The following is a 24007-nucleotide window of genomic DNA, read 5'->3' on the forward strand; positions in this document are numbered from 1 at the left end:
CCTCTGGGGTTAGGGCCTTTATTTTAAGAAAGAATGCGCCGTTGTATCTTGATATTCTTCATTGTTATCCCGGTGCAATTTCAATTGTTTACACCAGTATACTGTTGCAACTGCACAAATAATCATGAAAATCCAGTTGATTATGTTTGCTAGTGCCCAGTTTTCAAGCTCTAATTGTCTTAAAAAATTGTGCGGCGCGAAAAAGATATTTTCAAACAACCATTGTATTCCTTCAAAAAATGCTCTCATCTTTGTACAAGTATTATATTTACATTTACAAAAGTATAAAATATCCGTATGATAACAAGTCTTTTTAGAAAATCTACACCATTAAATTATGCATTGGTCATTTTATTGATGCTGGTTTTCTTTTTTCTATATCAGTTTCAGGATATTTCCTGGACCAAATCGGCTTTTTCTATCATACAGAAAGTTGGAATTCTGGCGTTGTTCTTCGGTTCCTTGTTTGTAATGAATTTTATTACGAAGAAAAACGGACTCAGTAAGGACAGTACGTACCCAGTTTTTTTCTATTTTTTATTCCTGCTTTTATTCCCTTCGATTCTCAATAATCCGAATTTGGTTATTTCCAATTTTTTTATACTGTTGGCGTTGCGAAGATTAATTTCGATGCAGACGATGAAAACCATCAAAGAAAAAATATTTGATGCTTCCTTTTGGGTTTTTGTGGCTGCTTTGTTTCATTTTTGGAGCGTTCTTTTTATTCTGATGGTATTTATTTCCATTCTGTTCCATGGCGCCAGGGACTATCGCAACTGGTTTTTGCCTTTCGTCGCCTTATTTACAGTAGCCACAATTTTTGTCTTGTTCTCGGTGATGGCCGATAAAACACTTATCGATGGGTTTTTGGGAAATATGACCACCAATATCAAGATTAATTATTTTGAGAATAATTATCAGAATCTGGCCTTATCCATTTATGTGGCGGTAATGCTGTTCTTTTTAGTGTCTTTGCTGACGACCTTATCCCATAAACCATTGATTCTGCACTCTTCGTACAAGAAAATGATTTCTTTCTTTTTTATTGCGATAACTGTTTTTCTGGTTTCGTCGAATAAGAGCAACGATATCCTGGTGTTTACTTTTGCCCCGTTATCGGTGATGGCAACGAGCCAGATTGAGACGCCACAAGCCAAATTAAGACAAGAGTTAGTGATGTTTGTTCTGGTAGCCTGCTGTCTTTTTACTTTTTTCTCCCAACTATAATTTATTACCGTATGCTAAATCGCCGGCATCGCCCAATCCGGGAACGATGTAGTTTTTGTCGTTTAGTTTCTCGTCAATCGAAGCAATCCAAAGATGGCAATTGTCCGGTAGCTCTTCCTTTAAAAGTGCAATACCTTCCGGCGCGGCTATTACGACAGCAATGTGTATTTCTTTAGGAGTTGCATTTTCCATTAATTTATTGAACACTGCAACAATAGACTGTCCCGTGGCCAGCATCGGGTCAATCAATAATAAATTTTTATTGTTGATGTCCGGAATGGCCTTGTATTCGACAAGAATATCGAAAAAATCGTCATTATTGGGATGGTGTCGGTAAGCAGAAATGAAACCGTTTTCGGCACTGTCAAAATAGTTCAGAAAACCGATGTGCAGAGGCAGTCCTGCTCGTAGAATAGAGCATAAAACGAGTTGGTCGTTGATTTCGGCAGTCGGTTTTATGCCAAGGGGTGTTTGGATATCTACGTTTTGATAATGCAGTTTCTTGCTCAATTCATACGCCATGATTTCCCCGATCCGCTCAATATTTCTTCGGAAACGCATACTATCATGCTGAATATTAACGTTCCTGATTTGCCCCAAGAAATGGTTCAGGACACTGTTGGCTTCGGATAAATGATGAATATGCATGGCGTTATTTTTGAAATTAAACTTCTAAAGTTTTTTTAGACCATAAAAGTATAAAAAGTATCTTTGTCTTTTAATATGTAAAGATATGTTTTCAAAATTAGCTTATTCTGTATTCGAAGAAAGTATTAAAGATTATCATAAATTTGATAGTGTAGACCAACCCATCAGCAACGCCTATCCTAAAGATAAGTTTGAGCATTTGTTATATGCGAAGAATTGGGTTGATGCAGTGCAGTGGCATTATGAGGACATTATCCGGGATCCGAATATCGACCCGGTGGAAGCTTTGGTATTGAAACGCAAAATTGATGCCTCCAATCAGGTCCGAACCGATATGGTAGAATATATAGACAGTTATTTTCTTCAGAAATACAGCGGTGTTAAGGTAAAGGAAAATGCGAAAATCAACTCTGAAAGTCCGGCTTGGGCTTTTGACAGGCTGTCGATTCTGGCATTGAAAATTTATCACATGCAGGAAGAGGCTACCCGTGCCGAAGCATCTCAGGACCACAGGGATAAATGCCAGGCAAAACTGGATATCCTTATGGAACAGCTTAGCGATTTATCGACCGCGATTGATGATTTATTGCAGGATATCGAGAACGGAAGCAAATTCATGAAAGTGTACAAGCAAATGAAAATGTACAACGATGATGAACTGAATCCGGTTTTGTACCAAAACAAAAAATAGATTAAATCTGACAACTCCTAAATTGTCTAAAAAAATCAAACATATAGCCGTCATGAGACTCTCCGCAATGGGGGATGTCGCCATGACGGTTCCTGTTATACGGGCTTTTGTAACCCAAAATCCGGATGTCAGAATTACGTTTATTTCACGACACTTCTATAAACCTTTTTTTGAAGAGATTCCAAATGTGGATTTTTTTGCATTTGATGCCAAAGGAAGACACAAGGGTTTCTTGGGATTAGTTAGGTTGTTTCAGGATTTAAAACCCTTGAAAATTGATGCGTTTGCCGATCTTCATAACGTATTGCGTTCAAAAGTGGTCCGAAATCTTTTTGCGGCAAGCGGCAAAAAAACAGCGTCCGTTGATAAGGGTAGAAAAGACAAAGCGGCTTTAACCAGAGCCGAAAACAAAGTCTTTCAGCCTCTTATTACTATGTTTGAGAGACATGCCCAGGTTTTTTCGGAATTGGGTTTTGCGGTCAATCTGCTGCATCCCCAATTTCCGCCAAAACAAAAAATGGCCCCCGAAATCATTGCCTTGGTTGGAGAGAAAAACCAAAAATGGATCGGTATTGCCCCTTTTGCACAGTATGATTCAAAAGTGTATCCGCTAGATCTCTTGCAACGGGTAATTTCAGATTTATCGAAAAACAATCAATACAAAATATTGCTTTTTGGCGGAGGAGCAAATGAAATACAAATTCTGAATTCACTTTCAGACCATCGCGAAAATGTCATTACCGTTGCCGGGAAAATCACTTTCAGGCAAGAATTGCAACTCATCAGCAATTTGAACCTTATGGTCAGTATGGATAGTGGAAATGCACATATTGCCGCTATGCTTGGTATAGAAGTAATGACACTTTGGGGAGCAACACATCCATACGCCGGATTTTCCCCGTTCCATCAGCCTTTAGAGAATGCGCTGGTTTCCGACAGGGAACAATTTCCAATGTTGCCGACATCTGTTTACGGGAATAAAATGATTTCGGGGTATGAAGATGCAATGCGAAGTATCGATCCTAAAAAAGTAGTGTATCAGATTATAACTCTATTACAATAAAAAAGCGCTTTCCGAAGAAAACGCTTTTTCATTAAAAAGTAACGATCTTTTATTTTTTGTCCATTAATCTCAAGAGCAATTCATTTTGTTTTTTCAATTCTGAAATGACGCTTTTTAATTCTGAGGTGGTTTTTTTCAATTCTTCAATCTGTGCTTGCTGTTCCTGAATGGCTTTAACCGTTACGGGAATTATTTCGCTGTAATTTACGCCGTAATTACCAACGGGTTTATACTGTGCGGGTTTATCTTCCGAAGTTTTTTGCCAGGAATGAGTAGTAACAACTTCAGGTAAAATTTGCAATAAATCCTGAGCAATAAAACCAATATGATTTTCCTTTTTATCCTCAGGCACTGGCACTCCTTTTTCTGCAAAATCATCTTTCCATTTAAAGGTCACTGGTTTTAATTTTAATATTTCATTCAGCCCGTACTCTATTTTTTTAATATCTTTTTTGAGCCTTGCGTCAGAAGTTTGTATCACTCCGTTTACGCAAACTAATTCTTTCCATCTTAAATTAAAAGGACTTGTTGTACCTAATCTCCCTAAAGATACGGAATTGTCCGATGCAGGACAAACGTTGTCGCTAAATTGAAATTCGGTAATGCCATCGGTGATGTATTCAATAGAACCAAGAAAAGTCGTTGTCCCACTTCCGCCTCCTTTATTAAAAAGAGCTACCACATCCCTTGTGTTATTTGAATCTGCGCCGTCAATAAAAGTACTACCTTGTATCGTTGCGTAATTAGATGGTAATGCTGCTTGTCCAACCTGGAAATATTTTCCGGTTGAGCGAAGCATTTGTAAATTATTCCCATTAAAATCGATAGTTGTTGCGCCCGTTAGTGTACCGCCTAATTTTACCGCTGCGGATGTTTCAGTTAACCCATTAGTAAAAGTATATACAGTTCCTGGTGAAGCTGGTGCCCAAGAAGCGTTACCGGAAGCGTCAGAAGTTAGTACCTTGCCTGCTGCTTGAGAACCATCGACAATTTTAAGAGCCGCTCCATTGCCGGTTGCAAATGTTATTGAAACATTATCTACAGATGCGCCCCAAGCTCCATTTCCAGTATATTTAAATCGTATAGAATAGGTATTGCCACTTATTACAGTAATAGCAGCGCTTGTGTAAGATAAGCTGATAGCGTCAGCTGATGTGTTTATTAGTGTTGAAACCACTGTGCTAGTTGTCTCATTATAAAGTGTAGCAACGAAAGAGTCTGTCGCATCCGAAGAGTAGTCATCATAACTATAAGAGAAACTCACTGTTGCAGAAGTAGAAGTAGCGGTATATGGACCGGCAACTAACGTGGCATTTTGATTGCATGTCCCCGACCCGTAAGCTATTGTTGCTCTGTTTGTTGTACATGTTGTGCAAGGAGGATTGCTACTTGTTGTTGCAATTTTCCAAACATCGGCAGCAACACAACCACTATTGCTATTTATTTGATAGGGGTTTGTCCCCGCTGTTGTCGTTACATTTGCTATAGCTATAGATTCAAAGTTTTGTGTACCTGTTGAAGGTGCTATTGCAGCAGCTACAACATGTAATTTGCTGCTTGGAGCAGTTGTTCCGATACCTACATTTCCTCCGGATAACACACGGATCACTTCAGCATTGTTTGTTTTGATGACAAGGTCTTGACCATCAATTGTACCTAAAAAATTACTTGCCGGGGTTGTCCCTGCATTTCCCGTCAATGCCCATCCCGTAGAACCAAAAGGTGTCCAAGCTGAGCCATTATAATAATAAAAGCCTGCAGTTCCATCGGTTTGATAAATCAATAATCCTGTTGCAGGTGATGCAATGGCTGATTTTTGTGCCGTTGTCATTCTTGGGGTTAATAAACCGGCAGTGGTAGAGGTGATATCTAAAATTGAACTGGCGTTTGGTGTGGTGGTCCCGATTCCGACCTGGGAGAAGGAAGAGGTTGTAAGTGTAAATACTAATGCGCAAAGCAATAGTTGATAAGTTGGTTTCATTTATTTGATAATAATTAAGTGACGCAGATGCTGCGCCTGTGGTATTTTTAAAAAGTTGCAAATGTAACAATAATATCGACTAAAGTTACAAAAATACCGATTAAACGTTTTTTACTTCAATTTATCACAGACATTGTTCTGATATCCAAACACTTCCAATTTCAAAAAATAATAATATTAATAAACGAATAGACCAAGGGATAGGGCAAAAAAAAACGCTTGCCGAAGCAAACGTTTTTAAATTATATGTAGAATGAATTTATTTTTTATTCACCAATTGCATTAGCAATTCATTTTGTTTTTTAAGTTCTGCAACAGCCGTTTTCAATTCTTCGATCTGCCCTTGTTGCTCTTGAATGGCCTTTACAGCAACCGGTATTATTTGCGTGTACATCACCCCCAATTTATCATTTTGAACATATTCGTATTCATCTGGAGTGGCTTCGCTTTTAATTTTCCAATCGTATGTTTTAACTACTTCAGGCAAAACAGTCAACAATTCTTGAGCAGAAAAACCAAGTGAGGTTTGTTTTAAATTATCCGGAATTCTTGTTTTACCGATATAATTTTCTTTCCATTGGTACGAGATCGGTTTTATTTGCATGATTTCTTTCAAACCATATCCAATGTCATGGATTTTATTTTTTAAAGTAATGTCTGAAGTTACAACTGGTGCATTCTGAAGGTAAATATCTCTCCAACGACTAGCCGAAGTACCTAAATCATAGGTGTTATTTACAGTAGGTGCAATACTAAAACTGGATGCGATAATCGCTTCGCCATCGACAAGGTATTCAATAGACCCAACACCTACTGCGGTTCCCCTCGAAATTCCGTTTTTACAGCTTGTAATAAATTTAACGGTAGTTGCAAAACCGTCAATTGTTAAATTTGATCCTTCAGCACCCACAGGCGTATCATGCCCAAATTTCACGATATCTTCATTATTATCTACGTGAAACATATAAGGTTTACCGGCACTGCTGATATTAAATGGAAATGCAGTTGCTCCTACTGTCGTATCTTCAATTAACGTTCCTCCTAATTTTACTGTTCCGGCAGTATTTGTTAAACCATTTGTAAAGGTATAGGCTCCAGTTGGCAATGTCACTGTATTTCCACCAGAAATAGTTAAATTAGAACCAGCGATACTTAAGGTTTGGCTGGCGGTTGCAGATGATGGGGACCAACTGGCATTCCCAGACGCATCGGAGGTTAAGACCCTTCCCGCTGATTGTGTTCCATCCTCTAAACGGAAAACATAGGAGCCAGCTACCGCAGCAACTGTTTCCGTCACTAGTACATTATCTACTGTGGCACCAAATGCAAATGTCCCAATATATTCAAATCTAATTGAATAAGAAACACCCGCTGTAACTGCTAATGTTCCGGAATACGTTGTGTTTGTGTCAACAAGGACTGAAACCAAGTCTGCTCCAACTTGAGTTGAGGTATTGTTATTATATAGATATATCCTGAATGAATCTGCTCCACTGGAATATTCATCAAAACGATATCCAAAACTAACATTTACAGATGAGGTTGTAGGAGTAAAGTTCATATATGCAGTTGCAATTTGATCGCAACTAGTGTCATCCGAATCAATATAAAGATATGGGGCAACGCATGTGGTACAAATATAGGATGCTGGCGCCGCTGATGACGTAGTCCAGCCGCTGGTTGTAGTACAGGAAGCGTCAGGAGTATAATTCTGTGTTACTGCATAAGCTGAGAAATTCTGATTGATTAAATTAGAGGGTCCTCCCGCTACTGCAGCAGTTGTCGTACCGGTTATGTGTAATTTTGCAGTTGGATTGGTATTCCCTACAGCTACATTTCCTCCGTTTTTAACGCGCATCGCTTCGCTATTGTTTGCTTTAACTACAAAATCCTGAGCGTCGGTAGTTCCGATAAAATTAATTGCCGGAGTGGTTCCTGCATTACCGGTTAATGCCCATCCTGAGGATCCAAAAGGAACCCAAGCCGCCCCGTTATAATAATAAAAACCAGAAGTTCCATCTGTTTGATAAATCAATAATCCTGTAGCGGGTGTAGTAATAGCCGTTTTTTGAGCCGCTGTCATTCTTGGTGCTAATAATCCTGCTGTGGTAGAAGAGATATCCAATGCTGAACTAGCATTTGGAGTAGTTGTACCGATTCCAACTTGTGAAAAGGAATTAACAGAAATGAATAATAAAATAAAACTAAGCGAATTAAAGTAAAAATTCTTCATTAATAAGTAGGGTTGGGTTGTTAGTTTTTGGTATAAAATTGTGCAAATTTATCAAATTTTAACAATAGGACAATTTATTGTTAAGTTATCTAAAACATTTTCGATGAAGAGCAAAAAAAATCGACTAAATACACAATTTAGTCGATTTTATAAGATGTTACTGATTGGTTATCAGCATTGCATAAAAATTTTAGAATCACAATTTATTTTGAAAGTAAATAATAAAACTGCTGGAATTTTCCCATTTGTTCTGATTGGAATTCCACAACAACCATTAAAATAATAAAAGTACTGGATTGTGATTAAGACCCAATTCAAGCCTGCGTTTTTATCTTCCCATATAGGCTACATTTATTTCACATTTGTTTCCTAAAGATCCCAACGAACCTATTACATGAGGTGTAGCTGTTGTCGTATTGTCATCATCAGCTCCTGTATATGCACCGTTTAGATTACAAGTAGCCCCAGCGGTTAAATTGATTGTCACAATAATAGTGATTTCATTAAATAGTTCATAAAGATCAGACCCGCCGCTCCCATTCGAACCATTACTAGATCTATAGAGACTTACGGAATAGGAATATTTATCATAATTAGTTCCATTGACAGTCAGTCTAAAATTCCCTTCAACAAAACCGGTAGCAGCATATCCATCAATGTCTTTTGATGCGCCCACATTAGTAGTTTTTTTATTTACCGGAGTTGCCCCTAAATATCCGGAAAATATAATCTGATACTCGCCATCATAAGGCGCAATAAAACTTTTGGAATTAAGACCCACTATATTCGAGTATGTTGCAGCAGTAGAGGCTACGCTTAAAACGGCGCTTTGAGTAAAGGAGGTTTTATAATTTCGGTGTATTTGTGACACCCATTTAACGCCATCCCAAAAATATAAACCGGGAATTACTCCATACGTTCCTGCGGTTGTATTGGTGTTGAACACCATTGTACCTACTTCTAAGGTAACACCATTTGGATTGGTAACGGGAGCGGAAACATTTGTAGCGGTCAGCGCAATTCGGGGCATTATAAAACCGGTTGTGGCACTGGTGATGTCCAATGCGCCTTTTGGTAATGTAGTTCCCACGCCAACTTGCGCATAAAAAGAAATGGTAAAGAACGAAAATAATGCAATTAATCGGAGATGTGAAGATGTTTTTGGTTTAAAAATAAGCAACATGTTTTCTTGGTTTGTTTTTGGATTATTAACAGAAATTTAGCAAGAATACTATGTAATTATCACTCCACGTATATTTTACACACAAATTCGATAAAAAACTAAAAAATCCGATGAAAGACATGTTTTTCATCGGATTTGTTATATTATTATTTAATCTACTTAAAAATTGACATTTAAATCACTTTTATACATCATCGTAATCGACATAAACTTCTGTTGAGGTCGGATGTGCCTGACACGTTAAAACCAATCCTTCAGCGATTTCACCATCGGTAAGAATCGAGTTCTTTTTCATTTCTGCAGTTCCTTTGGTTACTCTTGCAAGACAGCTGCTGCATATACCTCCCTGACAGGAATACGGGGCATCAATTCCCTGTTTCAATGCGGCTTCCAGTAGTGTCTGTTTTTGCGACATTTCAAAAGTCGTTTCCTCATTATCCACCATTATAGTTATCTGCGTGTGATCGTGTAATGGCAGATGAATCTCATGCTCTACCTTTGAAGCTGTGAATAATTCGAATTTTATAGCGGAGTCTTTGATGTTATGTTCCTTAAGTACCGTACTTACCGTATTAATCATGGTTTCTGGTCCGCACAGATAGAACTTATCGAAATCCAATTCTTTATGTTTGTTGTTGAGAACAAAATTTACAGTCGATTTTTCAATTCGCCCGAACAATTCATTTTCCACTTTGGCCTGGCTATACACATAATGGATAAAAAAGCGACCCACATATTTCAATTGCAACTGATGAAGCTGTTGATGAAAGATAGTGTCTTCCGTGGTTTTATTTCCATATACCAAAACGAACGTGCTTTTCGGCTCGCCCTTCAAAACCGCCTGAATAATGGACATTATCGGCGTAATCCCGCTTCCTGCAACAAACGCCGCATAATTTTTTTGGCGTTCCGCCTGTGGTTCGAAAGTAAATCTCCCTTCCGGGAAACCGACTTCCAAAGTATCTCCGGCTTTTAATTTACTATTTGCAAACTGGGAAAAAAGGCCCTGGCCCACAGCTTTTACAGCTATGCGCAGTTCGCCGCTTTCGGGAGAAGAACAAATGGAGTAGGCACGGCGGATTTCTTTCCCGTCCAGGGTTAATTTCAGATTAATGTATTGCCCTGCAATAAAAGTGTAATTGGCTTGCAATTCCTGGGGAACATTAAATAATACCGAAACGGCATCTTTGGTTTCCCGTCGGACTTCCTTAATATTCAATTTATAAAATGATGACATGTTTTTATTTTTAGCAAAAATAGAAAAAAGTATTAAGACGACAGAATTTTCAGAAGCAACTGTCCTCCAATTTTAAAAAACAGAATCCAAAACTGTAACATTTCCTTACTTTTACAGTCAAACCCCAAAAATAACACTAACAACCATGTTCAAACTTTTTCTTAAACTCGAATGGAAAGCCTTCTTACGTTCGGCTTCTTTCGGAACAAATCTGGCCCTGAAGATCTTGATGGCATTCGGGGCAATATACCTGATAATGGTATTTCTGCTGATAGGAATCGGTGGGTTTTACATGCTTCAGGACATGAAGATCGATCCCTTGATAACCGTTAATAAATACCTTATTTATTATTTTGTAATGGATTTAACCGTCCGGCTTTTGTTGCAAAAAATTCCGGTGATGAATATCCGACCATTACTGGTGCTTCCTATCAACAGAAATACCATTGTCAATTTTTCTCTGGGAAAAACGATGCTGTCCTTTTTTAACCTGATTCATCTTTTTTATTTTGTGCCTTTTACCATTATATTGTTGATGGAAGGATACGATGTATTAAGCGTGCTTACTTGGTTTATATCGATTCTGTCATTGATCTACATCAATAATTTTCTGAATGTTGTTTTGAACAATAAGGACAGTTTACTAATTGTTTTCCTTACCATTATGGGGGCTCTTGGAGTTTCGCAGTACTATGGCCTCTTGGATATTACTAATTATACTTCACTGTTTTTTGATGGAATGTTTGCGACGCTCTGGGTCTTTCTGATACCGATGCTGACAGTGATTGCATTGTATTTGAGGACTTTCATTTATTTGAAGAAAAACCTTTATTTGGACGCCGGTCTTGCCAGTAAGGGAAACACCGCAAAAACTGAAAATTTTACCTGGCTGAACCAATTTGGAACCTTGGGTACTTTCCTAAAAAACGACATCAAATTAATTAAAAGAAACAAACGTTCGAAAACCACCGTATTTATGAGCTTTTTGTTTTTGTTTTACGGCTTGCTTTTCTTCACGAGATCGATCGAAGTTTATGACAATCCGGTGATGAAAATGTTTGGGGGCATCTTTGTTTCGGGCGGATTTCTGTTCACCTTCGGCCAATTTGTACCAAGTTGGGACAGCTCCTATTATCAGTTAATGATGACGCAGAACATTTCGTATCGGGATTACCTGAATTCGAAATGGTGGCTGATTGTTATCGCAACAGTCATAACAACTGTATTAGCGTCTTTTTACCTGTATTTCGGATGGGAAGCGTATATGATGATCATCGTGGGAGCTGTTTATAATATAGGAGTCAATTCGTATTTGGTCCTTCTGGGCGGAGCTTACATCAAAACTCCGGTGGATTTGAGTTCTTCGAAAGGTGCTTTCGGCGACAAAAAAGCCTTTAATGTCAAAACGATGCTGATATCGTTGCCGAAAATCTTCTTGCCGATTATGCTATACGGCTTCGGTTACTTTTTAATCAGTCCTATGGCCGGATTGGCATTGGTGGCGATTACAGGGATTTTGGGATTTGCATTGCGGAACAGCGTTTTTGGCCTCATTGAAAAAATATACAAAATCGAAAAATACAAAACCCTGGACGCTTACAAACAGAAAAACTAAGAATCAACGATTCAATAAAACATAACATTATGATACAGGCAACGCAACTTTCAAAAACATACAACGGGATAAAAGTTCTAAACATCGAAAACCTGGACATTCCCAAAGGACAAAGCTTTGGCTTGGTCGGCAATAACGGCGCAGGAAAAACCACTTTTTTCAGCCTTCTACTGGATTTAATCCAGCCCAGTTCAGGCAGCATAACCAATAATTCGGTTTCGGTTCATTCGAGTGAAGCGTGGAAACCCTTCACGTCGGCTTTTTTGGATGAAAGCTTCCTGATAGGCTATTTGACGGCAGAAGAATATTTCTATTTCATCGGGGATTTACGCGGACAGAACAAAGCGGATGTTGATGCTTTATTGGCAACTCATGAAGAATTCTTTAATGGAGAAATCCTTAAAAACAAAAAATACCTGCGTGATTTATCCAAAGGAAATCAGAAAAAAGTGGGCATAATTGCCACCTTAATAGGAAGCCCGGAGGTGGTGATTCTCGACGAACCGTTTGCGAATCTGGACCCAACCACCGTAAACCGACTCAAAAAAATAATCCGGGAATTATCGGACGATCCGTTTGTAACAGTGCTCGTCTCCAGCCATGATTTGCAGCATACGGTAGATGTTTGCGACAGGATTGTGGCACTCAACAAAGGCGAAATTGTCAAAGACATGACCACATCAACTGAAACACTTCAGGAATTGGAAGCGTTTTTCGCAGTATAAAAAATAAATGTTTGGGCGTGACCCTGAAAGAAAAATTCAGGGTCGGGCTATCCATTTCAAGTCCTCGCTCGTTCCTCGCTGCGGGCTTTACATTATTATCCCTCACGCAAATCACCCTCCGGTTTTCAAAAATAGTAGTGTAACCTTTTGCCATATCAAAAAGAAACGTATTTTTACAAGTCCTTACACTAAATTCGACTTTTATAAGTTAAAGAATTAAAACGTTTTACATTGAAAAACAACATCCTTAAATACTCGGTTATCGCAGGTTTTTTTCTTTTTTTGTTAGCCTGTTCTACCAAAAGAAACAGCTTCATTTCCAGGAATTCCCACGCACTGAGCACCGAATACAACATTCTTTATAATGGAGGGATCGCCCTTGAAACCGGCATTGCCGAACTGAAAACCAATTACAAGGACAATTTTTGGGAGCGGCTGCCAATCGAAAGAATGCAGATCAGCCAGGAGGCTTTTCTGCCCGGACAAACCAAAAACGCCAATTTTGATCGCGCGGAGACCAAAGCCATCAAAGCCATCCAGAAACATTCGATGAATATCGCAGGCGCGGAAAAAAACCCGCAAATGGATGAAGCTCATTTAATGTTGGGAAAAGCACGATATTACGACCAGCGATTTGTGCCTGCACTGGAAGCCTTCAATTACATATTATACAAATACCCGAACAGCGACAAGATTTATGAGGCCAAAGTATGGCGTGAAAAAACCAACATCCGCATGGAAAACGATGCGTTGGCGGTTAACAATCTTCGCAGATTGCTAAAGGAAATCAAATTCAAGGATCAGATTTTTGCCGATGCCAATGCGATACTTTCACAGGCTTTCCTGAATCTGGAGGAAAAAGACAGCGCCATTGCCAAATTAAAATTGGCGACTGAATTCACCAAACAAAAAGAAGAAAAGGCACGATACCGTTTTATCCTGGGACAGATTTATGATGAACTAGGTTATAAAGACAGCGCATTTGCCGCTTATCAGTCGGTCATTGACATGAAGAGGAAATCTCCAAGACAATATGTGATTCAGGCACATGCGAGACAGGCACAGCAATTCGATTTTGAAGAAGGGGATTCGATTGCCTTTCTGAAAAAATTCAATAAATTATTACGAGACCGGGAAAACAGACCGTATCTGGATGTGCTGAACCATCAATTGGCATTGTTTTATGACAAAAGCAAAAAATACGATATTGCCCAGAATTACTACAACAAATCACTTAAAGCCAGATCGCAGGATTCTTATTTGGCTGCGTCCAATTACCGCAACTTGGCGGATGTGTATTTCAATAAAGCCCGCTACCAAATGGCTGGTCAATATTATGACAGTACGCTGACTCAGTTAAACACAAGATCCAGAGAATATAAGGCAATCAAAAAGAAAAGAGAAAATCTTGTTGACGTAATCAAATACGAAAGTATTGCCACCCGTAATGACAGTATCCTTTACGCGGTCTCTCTTTCTGATGCCGAAAGGATAAGTTATTACGACAAACATATTGTGAATCTCAAAAAAGCGGACCAAACAAAAAAGGCCCAACAGGAAAAAGCTTCAAAATCAGTTCAACAAAATGGCGGAAAGTCCGAAGATTTGAATCCGACGGGTGTAAAAGACGGAGCGGTTCCCCAAGCGAACCAGCCGATGCTGCCCCCGGTTAACGTTGCTGGATCCCAAGAAAGCAATTTCTATTTCTATAATCCGGCCACCGTAGCATTTGGTAAAAACGAATTTAGAAAAAGATGGGGTAACAGGGCTTACAAAAATAATTGGAGACTATCGACTACAACAGGTGAGATAAAAACTGATGCGATTGCGGGAATTGAAAATGAAAATACTGACGGCATTGTGAAGAATGTTGTGGAAGAGAAATACTCCTCAGCTTTTTACATCAAACAATTGCCGGTAAATGAAAATGTCATTGACAGTATCGCCAAGGAACGCAACTTTGCCTATTTCCAACTGGGCGTTATTTATAAAGAAAAATTCAAAGAATATCCTTTGGCTGCAGCCAAATTTGAACAGCTTCTGAAAAACAATCCCGAAGAACGATTGGTACTTCCTTCGCTTTATAATCTGAGTAAAATCTATGAAATGATAGATAAGGACAAAGCAGCGATCATAAAGAACAGGATAATCAGCCAATATCCGGAATCTCGCTATGCTCAGATTTTAAATAGCCCAGGCGCTGAAACCACTTTAATAAATGAATCACCGGAAGTCACCTACAACAAATTGTATAAATTATTTGAGGCAGGGGATTACCGAACCGTGCTTTCTGATTTGGAAATCGCGATCAACCAATTTACCGGAGAAGAAATGGTTCCTAAATTTGAGTTGTTGAAAGCCACGACGGCAGGAAAATTAAAAGGAGTGGAAGAATACCGGAAAGCAATCAATTTTGTGGCGCTCAATTATCCGTACAGCGACGAAGGAAAACAGTCAGAACTGCTGTTAGGAAAAGATATTCCGGCACTTGAAAGTCTACGGCTGTACGCCGAAAACCCGAAGACCTGGAAATTGTTGTACAGGTTTGCCTATCCGGATGCTAAAAACATTAAAATCGTACAAGACAAAATCAATAAATTTGTAGCAGCACGTCCTTATGATAAACTGTCTTCCTCGGTTGATATTTATAACATGACTGATAATTTTATTGTGATTCACGGGATTATTTCGGAAGCGTATGCTAAAGGAATTTTAACCATTTTAAAAGAATACAAAGATTATAAAATTGCGCAGACGCCAGTTGTGATTTCCAATTACAATTATAAAGTAGTGCAGATTAAGAAAAATTTAGAGGAGTATTTAACGACACCACCTTCAATTCCAATTCCGGCTGCATCACCATCGGAAACTCCCATAACTCCAATAGATATTCCATCCGGGAATAATAATCCGCCGGGCAATCCACCTGTGAATAATGCTGTCGGAAATCCGCCAGGACAGCCGATGCAGAACCCAAATAAGCCGCCCGTATTTCAGGAAGAGAAAAGTTCTGAAAAACCGATCATCCAACCTAAAAAACCGTAATTATGTTTGAAAAAAGCCCCAAATCATACACAGATTTATTAGGTAAAACGAATCGGATTGTGGAAGGCACAACCATAAAAGGAGATATTATTTCCCCTTCTGATTTCAGGTTAGATGGAGAATTGGTGGGGAATTTCCAATCAAAAGGGAAAATTGTAATCGGACCCGCAGGAAGCATCAAAGGCGATATCATTTGTAAAAATGCCGATATAGAAGGAAAATTTGAAGGCAAAATTGACGTGACCGAAATTCTGAATATCAAATCAAAAGCAAGTATTCACGGGGAAGTAATCTGCGGAAAATTATCCGTAGAGCCTGGTGCCGATTTCAGTGCTACCTGTGCTATGAAACCAGCTGTAAAAAACACAATAGTAAATGATGGACAATAACGAATCTAAGAAAAATGCCACGAAGTGGCTGGCGCTGATCAATATCCCAATTCAGATGGGCGTTATCATTTTTTTGTTCGCCTACTTGGGCCACTGGTTGGATGAAAACCATCCGCATCCGAAAGTATATTATGTAAAGGTACTGGTTGTGGTGGGTGTTTTCCTGGCACTGTACAACGTGATGAGGCAGGTTAACGAAATCAACAAATCTTCAGAAAAATAGCAATGGGCATTAAAAAATTCAGACCAATTTTAGAAGTGCTGCTGCTTGCAATTCCAATCTACATTATCCATAAAATTATTTTCAGTTTTGTAAAGTCCATTCCCCATGAAGCTTTTCATTATTCTTTAGAACAAGTGTATGGGTTCTTTTTGATGGCATCATTGCTAATTGTATTGGTGCTGGTAATAATCAGGGAAAAGAACTTAGACATTGTAGGTTATACATTTTTATTGATCACCAGTATGAAAATGGGGGTATCCTATTTTGTATTAAGGCCAATATTGCTAAACGCAAATGAAAGTCAGCATTCCGAAAAAATCAATTTTTTCATCATTTTCGCACTATTTTTAGCAATAGAAACGGTAATAACAATACGATTATTAAACAATAAACAATAAAACATTAATCCAGCCATAATAATTACATAAAAAATTATTTATTGCCTTTGGAATATTAATTTAAAATGTACCTTTGCACCAAATTTTAGAAACGTAAAATAAAGACATTTAAAAGATATGGGGATTTCAAATAAACCACTCAGATTTATAGTAGCGACTTTAGTGGCGTGTCTTCCGTTAATCAGTTTTGCAAATCCTGCGACGGATTCTGTGCACGTTCAAACTGAAGCGCCTCATGTTGCGACAGAAAATGCACATGGAGGAGCCCATGCTGAACCGACGGATACCAAATCTAAAATCAAAGCATTTGTAAAGCACCACGTTTTGGACTCGCATGATTTTACTTTTTTCTCTGATGAAAAAGAAGGAGTACATTACGGGTTTTCACTTCCGGTTATTATATGGGATAATGGATTGCAGGTTTTCTCTTCGTCTAAATTTCACCATGGTGAAGCAGTGGCAGAATCTAACGGGAACTTCTACAAGATAAACCATCACGACGGAAAAATATACAAAACAGATGCGTCCGGAGCTATTCATGAAGATGAGAAAACTGGTTTTCCAAGCAATGTTCGACCATTGGACTTTTCGATTACAAAAAGTGTTTTATCAATCATGTTTGCTGCATTTCTGATGTTTTTCTTATTCAGAAGTCTGGCCAAATCATACGGTAAAAACGGAGGAATCGCATCGGGTGCCGGTAGAATTTTCGAGCCATTAGTATTATTTATCCGCGACGAAATTGCTATTCCAAATATTGGAGAAAAACATTATAAGAAATACATGAGTTATTTGTTGACCATATTTTTCTTCATTTTATTATTGAATATTATTGGGTTAACTCCATTAGGAATTAACGTGACCGGAAATCTTACCATTACATTTTCGTTGGCAATATTGACATTCGTCATTACGAATCTTACAGCCAATAAAAATTATTGGGGGCACATTTTCTGGATGCCGGGTGTGCCAAAAATAATGCGAATCGTATTGGCTCCTATTGAGCTTTTGGGAGTAATCATCAAGCCGTTTTCATTAATGATACGTTTGTACGCTAACATTTTTGCAGGACACATTGTTTTGATGAGCATCATTGGTTTAATGTTTATCTTTAAAAGCTGGTTAGGGAGCAGTTTGTCATTTGGATTGTCATTTGCGCTTTCTATCCTTGAAATATTAGTTGCGTTTTTACAGGCTTATATTTTCACGTTGCTTTCTGCTTTGTATTTCGGGTCAGCAGTAGAAGAGCATCATCACGAGGAGGCTCATCATTAAAAAATAAATGGCCTATGGCTTTTGCCTGATGCCTTAAAAAAGAATGTTTAATTTTTAATATATATATTATGGAAGGTTTAAATTTCGTAGGAGCAGGATTAATTGTAATCGGAGCAGGTTTAGGTATTGGTAGAATTGGTGGTTCAGCAATGGACGCTATTGCTCGTCAGCCAGAAGCTTCAGGAAAAATCCAAACGGCTATGCTTATTGCTGCTGCACTTATTGAAGGTATTGGTTTCGCAGCGTTATTCGCAGCTTAATTAAAACTTAAAAACAATAGTTGCAACGGTTGGTTGTGACTATTGTTTTATTATTAAATTAAATATTTTATAAATACATAACATGGAAAAGTTAATAAATCAGTTTGAATTAGGATTGTTCTTTTGGCAAGTATTGATATTTGTCGGATTGATCCTTTTACTTAAGAAATTTGCTTGGAAACCTATTCTTGACGCTGTTAATGACAGAGAAGAAGGGATCAAAAATGCATTGTTATCTGCTGAAAATGCAAGAAAAGAAATGCAGAACCTTCAGGCAGACAACCAACGTATTTTGCAGGAAGCAAGAATGGAACGTGACACGATGCTGAAGGAAGCACGTGAAATGAAAGAGAAAATGATTGCTGATTCCAAAAATGAAGCCCAAGCACAAGGATTGAAAATGATTGAGCAGGCTAAAGCAGCTATCGAAAGCGAAAAAAATGCAGCTATGGCTGAATTGAAATTACAGGTTTCGACGTTGTCTATTGAAATCGCTGAAAAATTATTGAAAGACGAACTATCTAACAAAGACGCTCAGACCAAATTGGTTGAGAAAATGTTGGGTGACGTTAAATTAAACTAATTATGGCAAGTACAAGAGCAGCAATTCGTTACGCAAAAGCAATTTTGGACATGGCCGACACTATTGGTGTGGCTAATGAGGTGAGCAGCGATATGGCTTTAATTGCATCAACAGTTAATGGAAATGAGGAATTGAATACCTTTATTCAAAACCCAACCATCACTGTAGAAGTAAAAGAAAACGCCTTGCAAGCCATTTTTGCTGATGTAAACGGAGTGACAAAAGGATTATTCCATTTGTTATTCGAAAACAAAAGATTTGAAATTCTGGAAGGCATTGCTTTAGAGTATAACAAATTGTATGACGAAATGAATGGTGTTGAAGTTGCGCATGTAACGACTGCCATTCCAATGGATATCGATTTGAAAGCGAAGGTTGCGGCTAAAATCGCTACTTTTTCAGATAAAAAAGTAACCATCGAAAACACAGTAGATCCTTCTATTATCGGAGGATTTATTATAAGAATTGGCGATAAGCAGTACAATGCTTCCATCGCAAACAGATTACAAGTATTAAAAAGAGAATTAAGTAACTAGTTATTTATATAATTATGGCGGAAATTAAACCTGCTGAAATTTCAGCAATATTAAAAATGCAACTATCAGGTTTTGAATCTGGTGCTACGCTGGAAGAAGTTGGAACAGTACTTCAAGTTGGAGATGGTATTGCTCGTATATACGGGTTATCAAATGTTCAATACGGGGAGTTAGTGGAATTCGACAACGGATTGGAAGCTATCGTTCTGAACTTAGAAGAAGACAATGTGGGTGTGGTACTTTTAGGACCATCTACAGGAATCAAAGAAGGTTCAACTGCCAAAAGAACGCAACGTATTGCGTCTCTTAAAGTAGGAGAGCAAATGGTAGGTCGTGTCGTTAACACACTTGGTTTTCCTATCGACGGAAAAGGACCAATCGGTGGGGACTTATACGAAATGCCTTTAGAGAGAAAAGCACCGGGAGTTATCTTCCGTCAGCCAGTTACCGAGCCATTACAAACAGGAGTAAAAGCAGTAGATGCAATGATCCCGGTTGGTCGTGGACAACGTGAGTTGGTTATTGGTGACCGTCAGACAGGTAAATCAACTGTTTGTATTGACACTATCTTAAATCAAAAAGAATTTTACGATGCAGGAAAACCTGTATTTTGTATCTATGTTGCAATTGGGCAAAAAGCTTCGACTGTAGCAGGAATTGCAAAAATGTTGGAAGAAAAAGGGGCAATGGCCTATACGGTTATCGTTGCTGCCAATGCTTCTGACCCAGCTCCGATGCAAGTATATGCTCCTTTCGCAGGTGCAGCTATCGGAGAATATTTCAGAGATTCAGGTCGTCCGGCTTTGATTGTTTATGATGATTTGTCTAAACAAGCGGTTGCTTACCGTGAGGTTTCCCTTTTATTAAGAAGACCACCGGGACGTGAAGCATATCCTGGAGACGTTTTCTACCTACACAGTAGATTATTGGAAAGAGCTTGTAAGGTTATCGCTAATGATGACATTGCAAGAAACATGAATGATTTACCGGACTCATTGAAATCAATCGTTAAAGGTGGTGGTTCATTGACTGCTTTACCAATTATCGAAACTCAGGCTGGTGACGTTTCTGCATATATCCCAACAAACGTAATTTCGATTACAGACGGACAGATTTTCTTGGATGGAGATTTGTTTAACTCTGGGGTTCGTCCGGCGATTAACGTAGGTATCTCGGTATCTCGTGTTGGAGGTAATGCACAGATTAAATCAATGAAAAAAGTTGCAGGTACCTTAAAATTAGATCAGGCGCAATTCCGCGAATTGGAAGCGTTTGCGAAATTTGGTTCTGACTTGGACGCGGTTACGTTAAACGTAATTGAAAAAGGTAGAAGAAACGTGGAAATCCTTAAACAAGGATTAAACGATCCTTATACTGTTGAAGACCAGGTGGCTATTATCTATGCAGGTTCAAAAAACTTGTTGAGAAATGTTCCTGTAAATAAAGTGAAGGAATTCGAGAAAGACTTCTTGGAATACCTGAACAACAAACACAGAGATACATTGAATGCTTTGAAAGCTGGAAAATTGGATGACACCATTACTGATGTTATCGAAAAAGTAGCAAAAGAAATCTCAGCAAAATATAACTAATTCTAGTAAATAGTGAATAGTGAGTAGTTTTTAGCTATTCACTATTCACTTCTCACTATTCATTATAAATAAAATGGCAAATTTAAAGGAAATCCGTAATAGAATTACTTCCGTTTCATCGACGATGCAAATTACATCGGCAATGAAAATGGTTTCTGCTGCAAAGCTGAAGAAAGCACAGGATGCGATCACAGCCATGCGACCTTATGCCGAAAAATTAACGGAATTATTGCAGAATCTTTCTGCAACACTTGATGGTGATGTAGGAGGAGAGTTCACAACACAACGTGAAATTAAAAAAGTATTAATCGTTGTCATCACTTCAAACAGAGGTTTGGCAGGCGCTTTTAATACCAATGCAATCAAAGAAGCTAAAAACCGCGCTGCTTTTTATGCCGGGAAACAAGTGGATATTTTTGCCATCGGGAAAAAGGGAAATGATGTTTTAAGCAAATCACTTTCTGTGGTTGGTAATCAAAGCGCTATTTTTGATAATTTGACTTTTGATAACGTAGCTGAAATCGCTGAAACACTAACCCAGAAATTCGTTTCCGGGGAATATGACAGAATTGAATTGGTATACAACCAGTTCAAAAATGCAGCAACCCAAATCGTACAAACAGAACAATTCCTACCATTGGCGGCCATCAAATCGGATCTTCCGGTTTCAACTGGAGATTATATTTTTGAACCTTCAAAAGAAGAAATCGTTTTGACCTTAATCCCTAAGGCATTAAAAACACAATTGTACAAAGGAATCAGAGATTCATTCGCATCAGAACACGGAGCCCGTATGACTGCAATGCATAAAGCAACCGACAATGCAACAGAGTTGAGAGACCAATTGAAATTAACTTACAACAAAGCGCGTCAGGCATCGATTACAAGCGAAATCTTGGAAATCGTTGGTGGAGCCGAGGCTTTGAAAGGATAGTAATATAATTTATAATTTAAAAGAGCCGATATTTTATTAATATCGGCTCTTTTTTTATTTTACTTATTCAGATGATAAAGTAAGAAGCTATAGAAAGCCGCTTTTTCTTCTGTATAATTTTGGTAATTTGAAATTTTACCGGAATGTCCTGAATTGGACAGGGTTTTTAAATAAATCGGATTCTTCTGTGCTGCCCTGTTTTGCAATCCGGCCGCAAACTTATAAGAATGCATTGGAGGAACACGATCATCATTTTCCGATGTAATTATTAACGTTGTCGGATAATTAATCCCTTCCTTAATATTATGGAACGGGGAATAACCCATCATGACATCGAATTCATTTTTATTCTCGATATCGCCGTATTCGTCCAAATGATATTTTCCCACAGAGTATTTCCCAAAATTCATCATGTCATAGACGCCCATTTGCGGAATGGCAACTTTGAATAATTCCGGTCTTTGGGTCATGGCCACACCGACCAATAATCCGCCTTGTGAAGCGCCTGTAATTGCCAGTTTATCCGGTGAAGTATATTTTTCTTTAATTAAAAACTCGGCAGCATCAATGAAGTCATTAAACGTATTCATCTTTTTCAATCCTTTTCCGTTTTTGTGCCATTTGGTTCCTTTCTCTCCGCCACCACGAATTTCAGCGTAGGCAAAAACACCGCCTTTTTCCATAAAATACAACAATCCGGTATCATAAACAGGACCGCTTATTGTACCAAAACCACCATAGGCTTTTAGTAATGTTGGGTTGTTGCCGTCCAGTGAAATGCCTTTTTTATGGACGATCGTAATTGGAACCGCTACACCATCGCGACTTTGATACGTAACGGTTTTTGTTTCAAAATGATCAAATGAAAATAGTGCTGGTTTGGGTTCTATATAATCATTAAAGTAGGATTGGGTTTTCCCGGTTTCCAGATTTAATTTGTGATTTAAGAACGAGATGGCATAGGAGTAAAAAGTAACATACAAATCCTTAGTCTCCTTGTCGAAAAACCGAATTCGGAAATCCATATTATACGGAACATCAAATTTTCTGATAAACTGACCACTTGTGTCATAGACACCAATGTAATTCTTCCCTAAGGTTTTGTATTTGCAAATGATATAATCCTCATAAAAAAAGGTGTCCACTAATAAATGGGTATAGATTTGTGGAACGATTACTTTTTCATCTTCTCCATTCATATTCCTGGAACGGATTTCACCCCATTCATAATCTTTTGACGAAAAATATATCCGTTCTTTGGAATAATTTAAAAAAGTAAAGGTGTTCCGGTCATTTTCTATGAATTTTTCAGGCTTAAAATCGTCACCTGCCAAGGAACACCAATAAAAATTCCGAAAGGTTTCCTCCTTGTTATGCTCCATGATAACCAGTTTATTTTCTTTGGTGAAAAAAGTAAAAACACCTTCCGTTTTTGCCGAATCAAACACCAATTTGTCGTCGTCCTGAATAGTGCCTATTTTGTGATAGTACATTTGGTACGTAGAGTCTTTGTCGAATTTACTCAGATTGCTGGTTTTTTTATAGAAAACGCCCTTTTCCCCATTCCAGGCTATATTGGAAAACTTCACATTTTTTAAAACGTCCGTCAAATCTTCCTTTTTACTTATGGAAGTAAATCCCACCTGATGGAGGTCACTCCCGTTTATACTTACTTCATAAGCTACTAATTTAGAATTATCAGAAGGATAGAAGTCGGTCATCACCACATTGGCATCTTTAAAAGTCCTATACGTATTAGTGATCTCGATAGGAGCATCATTTAATTTTTTTCTATAAAAAAGCGCCGCTGGTTTTGATTTGTCCAGACGATAGTGGGAATAAAAATAGTCTCCTTTTTTTTCCGGCAGCCCATTGGTCGAAAGGTTATCGTATTCCTTTATTTTGAAGACAGGGGAATATTTTTTTTTGATTTCCTCCGTATGGGTATAAATCAACTGATTTTGTGAATTTACCCACTCTGAGACTTCGTCGGCATTGAAATTTTCAAGCCAGGTGTAGTCATCCTGAAAGGTAACGTCATGTTTGGTTATCGGGGAAGGCGTTTTCCTGGTTGCGGGATATTCTTGGGAAAAGCATGAAACAGAGAATAGGAAACAAATAAGTAACAGAATATTTTTCATTAGAAGTAAGTAGGAATATCCGCAAAGG

The 24007-nt window shown here is 38.3% G+C and carries 22 protein-coding genes; 15 read left to right on the plus strand and 7 right to left on the minus strand.

Annotated elements, in window-relative coordinates:
- Positions 1-18: 18 nt before the first annotated feature.
- A complete protein-coding gene (locus tag FNW07_RS01965; RefSeq protein WP_126742348.1) occupies positions 19-249 on the minus strand; it encodes a uracil phosphoribosyltransferase in 231 nt (76 codons plus the stop codon).
- 48 nt (positions 250-297) lie between these two features.
- Here FNW07_RS01965 and FNW07_RS01970 point away from each other — a divergent pair, with 48 nt between their 5' ends.
- Positions 298-1227 (plus strand): DUF6427 family protein, encoded by a 930-nt coding sequence (locus tag FNW07_RS01970; protein ID WP_126742349.1) that lies wholly within the window; start codon positions 298-300, stop codon positions 1225-1227.
- Here FNW07_RS01970 and upp read toward each other — a convergent pair.
- A complete protein-coding gene (upp, locus tag FNW07_RS01975) occupies positions 1222-1875 on the minus strand; it encodes a uracil phosphoribosyltransferase (protein WP_126742350.1) in 654 nt (217 codons plus the stop codon). The genes FNW07_RS01970 and upp overlap by 6 nt on opposite strands.
- Positions 1876-1960: 85 nt before the next feature.
- Here upp and FNW07_RS01980 point away from each other — a divergent pair, with 85 nt between their 5' ends.
- A complete protein-coding gene (locus FNW07_RS01980) occupies positions 1961-2566 on the plus strand; it encodes a DUF4254 domain-containing protein (RefSeq protein WP_126742351.1) in 606 nt (201 codons plus the stop codon).
- 52 nt (positions 2567-2618) lie between these two features.
- The gene (locus FNW07_RS01985) at positions 2619-3629 is read left to right on the plus strand and encodes a glycosyltransferase family 9 protein (RefSeq protein WP_126742352.1); all 1011 of its coding nucleotides are present in this window, start codon (positions 2619-2621) and stop codon (positions 3627-3629) included.
- A 49-nt stretch (positions 3630-3678) separates the two neighbouring features.
- Here the strand turns inward: FNW07_RS01985 and FNW07_RS01990 are convergent, their stop codons facing one another.
- The 4 genes from FNW07_RS01990 to FNW07_RS02005 all read right to left on the minus strand — a co-directional run bounded on the left by FNW07_RS01990 (position 3679) and on the right by FNW07_RS02005 (position 10263).
- Entirely contained in the window at positions 3679-5610 is a 1932-nt protein-coding gene (locus FNW07_RS01990) for a tail fiber domain-containing protein (protein WP_126742353.1), read from the minus strand.
- A gap of 259 nt (positions 5611-5869) precedes the next feature.
- On the minus strand, positions 5870-7843 hold the full coding sequence (locus FNW07_RS01995) for a tail fiber domain-containing protein (RefSeq protein ID WP_126742354.1): 1974 nt from the start codon (positions 7841-7843) through the stop codon (positions 5870-5872).
- Positions 7844-8171: 328 nt separating this feature from the next.
- Positions 8172-9026 carry a hypothetical protein gene (locus tag FNW07_RS02000; RefSeq protein WP_126742355.1) on the minus strand — a complete coding sequence of 285 codons (855 nt, stop codon included), beginning with the start codon at positions 9024-9026 and terminating at the stop codon, positions 8172-8174.
- A 184-nt stretch (positions 9027-9210) separates the two neighbouring features.
- Entirely contained in the window at positions 9211-10263 is a 1053-nt protein-coding gene (locus FNW07_RS02005) for a 2Fe-2S iron-sulfur cluster-binding protein (protein ID WP_126742356.1), read from the minus strand.
- Between the two features lie 145 nt (positions 10264-10408).
- On the opposite strand from FNW07_RS02005, the gene FNW07_RS02010 reads away from it, so the two are divergent.
- From FNW07_RS02010 to atpG, 12 genes are all read left to right on the plus strand, one after another.
- On the plus strand, positions 10409-11878 hold the full coding sequence (locus FNW07_RS02010) for a DUF5687 family protein (protein WP_126742357.1): 1470 nt from the start codon (positions 10409-10411) through the stop codon (positions 11876-11878).
- Positions 11879-11907: 29 nt separating this feature from the next.
- Complete coding sequence (locus tag FNW07_RS02015; RefSeq protein ID WP_126742358.1) at positions 11908-12603, plus strand: ABC transporter ATP-binding protein; 696 nt, start codon at positions 11908-11910, stop codon at positions 12601-12603.
- Positions 12604-12834: 231 nt separating this feature from the next.
- Positions 12835-15648 carry a tetratricopeptide repeat protein gene (locus FNW07_RS02020; protein ID WP_126742359.1) on the plus strand — a complete coding sequence of 938 codons (2814 nt, stop codon included), beginning with the start codon at positions 12835-12837 and terminating at the stop codon, positions 15646-15648.
- 2 nt (positions 15649-15650) lie between these two features.
- Entirely contained in the window at positions 15651-16037 is a 387-nt protein-coding gene (locus FNW07_RS02025; protein ID WP_126742360.1) for a polymer-forming cytoskeletal protein, read from the plus strand.
- Entirely contained in the window at positions 16027-16260 is a 234-nt protein-coding gene (locus FNW07_RS02030) for an AtpZ/AtpI family protein (protein ID WP_126742481.1), read from the plus strand. The genes FNW07_RS02025 and FNW07_RS02030 overlap by 11 nt, the downstream gene beginning before the upstream one ends.
- Positions 16261-16262: 2 nt before the next feature.
- The gene (locus tag FNW07_RS02035; protein ID WP_126742361.1) at positions 16263-16658 is read left to right on the plus strand and encodes a hypothetical protein; all 396 of its coding nucleotides are present in this window, start codon (positions 16263-16265) and stop codon (positions 16656-16658) included.
- 117 nt (positions 16659-16775) lie between these two features.
- Entirely contained in the window at positions 16776-17933 is a 1158-nt protein-coding gene (atpB, locus tag FNW07_RS02040; RefSeq protein ID WP_126742362.1) for a F0F1 ATP synthase subunit A, read from the plus strand.
- Positions 17934-18001: 68 nt separating this feature from the next.
- Complete coding sequence (atpE, locus tag FNW07_RS02045; RefSeq protein WP_100842815.1) at positions 18002-18193, plus strand: ATP synthase F0 subunit C; 192 nt, start codon at positions 18002-18004, stop codon at positions 18191-18193.
- Positions 18194-18275: 82 nt separating this feature from the next.
- Positions 18276-18776: a F0F1 ATP synthase subunit B gene (locus FNW07_RS02050; RefSeq protein WP_126742363.1), complete on the plus strand. Its 501-nt coding sequence runs from the start codon at positions 18276-18278 to the stop codon at positions 18774-18776.
- Positions 18777-18778: 2 nt separating this feature from the next.
- The gene (atpH, locus tag FNW07_RS02055) at positions 18779-19312 is read left to right on the plus strand and encodes an ATP synthase F1 subunit delta (RefSeq protein ID WP_126742364.1); all 534 of its coding nucleotides are present in this window, start codon (positions 18779-18781) and stop codon (positions 19310-19312) included.
- Between the two features lie 14 nt (positions 19313-19326).
- Complete coding sequence (gene atpA / locus FNW07_RS02060) at positions 19327-20904, plus strand: F0F1 ATP synthase subunit alpha (RefSeq protein ID WP_126742365.1); 1578 nt, start codon at positions 19327-19329, stop codon at positions 20902-20904.
- A 73-nt stretch (positions 20905-20977) separates the two neighbouring features.
- Positions 20978-21838 carry an ATP synthase F1 subunit gamma gene (gene atpG / locus FNW07_RS02065; protein WP_126742366.1) on the plus strand — a complete coding sequence of 287 codons (861 nt, stop codon included), beginning with the start codon at positions 20978-20980 and terminating at the stop codon, positions 21836-21838.
- A 59-nt stretch (positions 21839-21897) separates the two neighbouring features.
- On the opposite strand, the gene FNW07_RS02070 is transcribed toward atpG, so the two are convergent.
- Complete coding sequence (locus tag FNW07_RS02070; RefSeq protein WP_126742367.1) at positions 21898-23979, minus strand: prolyl oligopeptidase family serine peptidase; 2082 nt, start codon at positions 23977-23979, stop codon at positions 21898-21900.
- Between the last annotated feature and the right edge of the window lie 28 nt (positions 23980-24007).

The organism is Flavobacterium sp. GT3R68 (assembly GCF_007109225.1).
Classification (GTDB): domain Bacteria; phylum Bacteroidota; class Bacteroidia; order Flavobacteriales; family Flavobacteriaceae; genus Flavobacterium.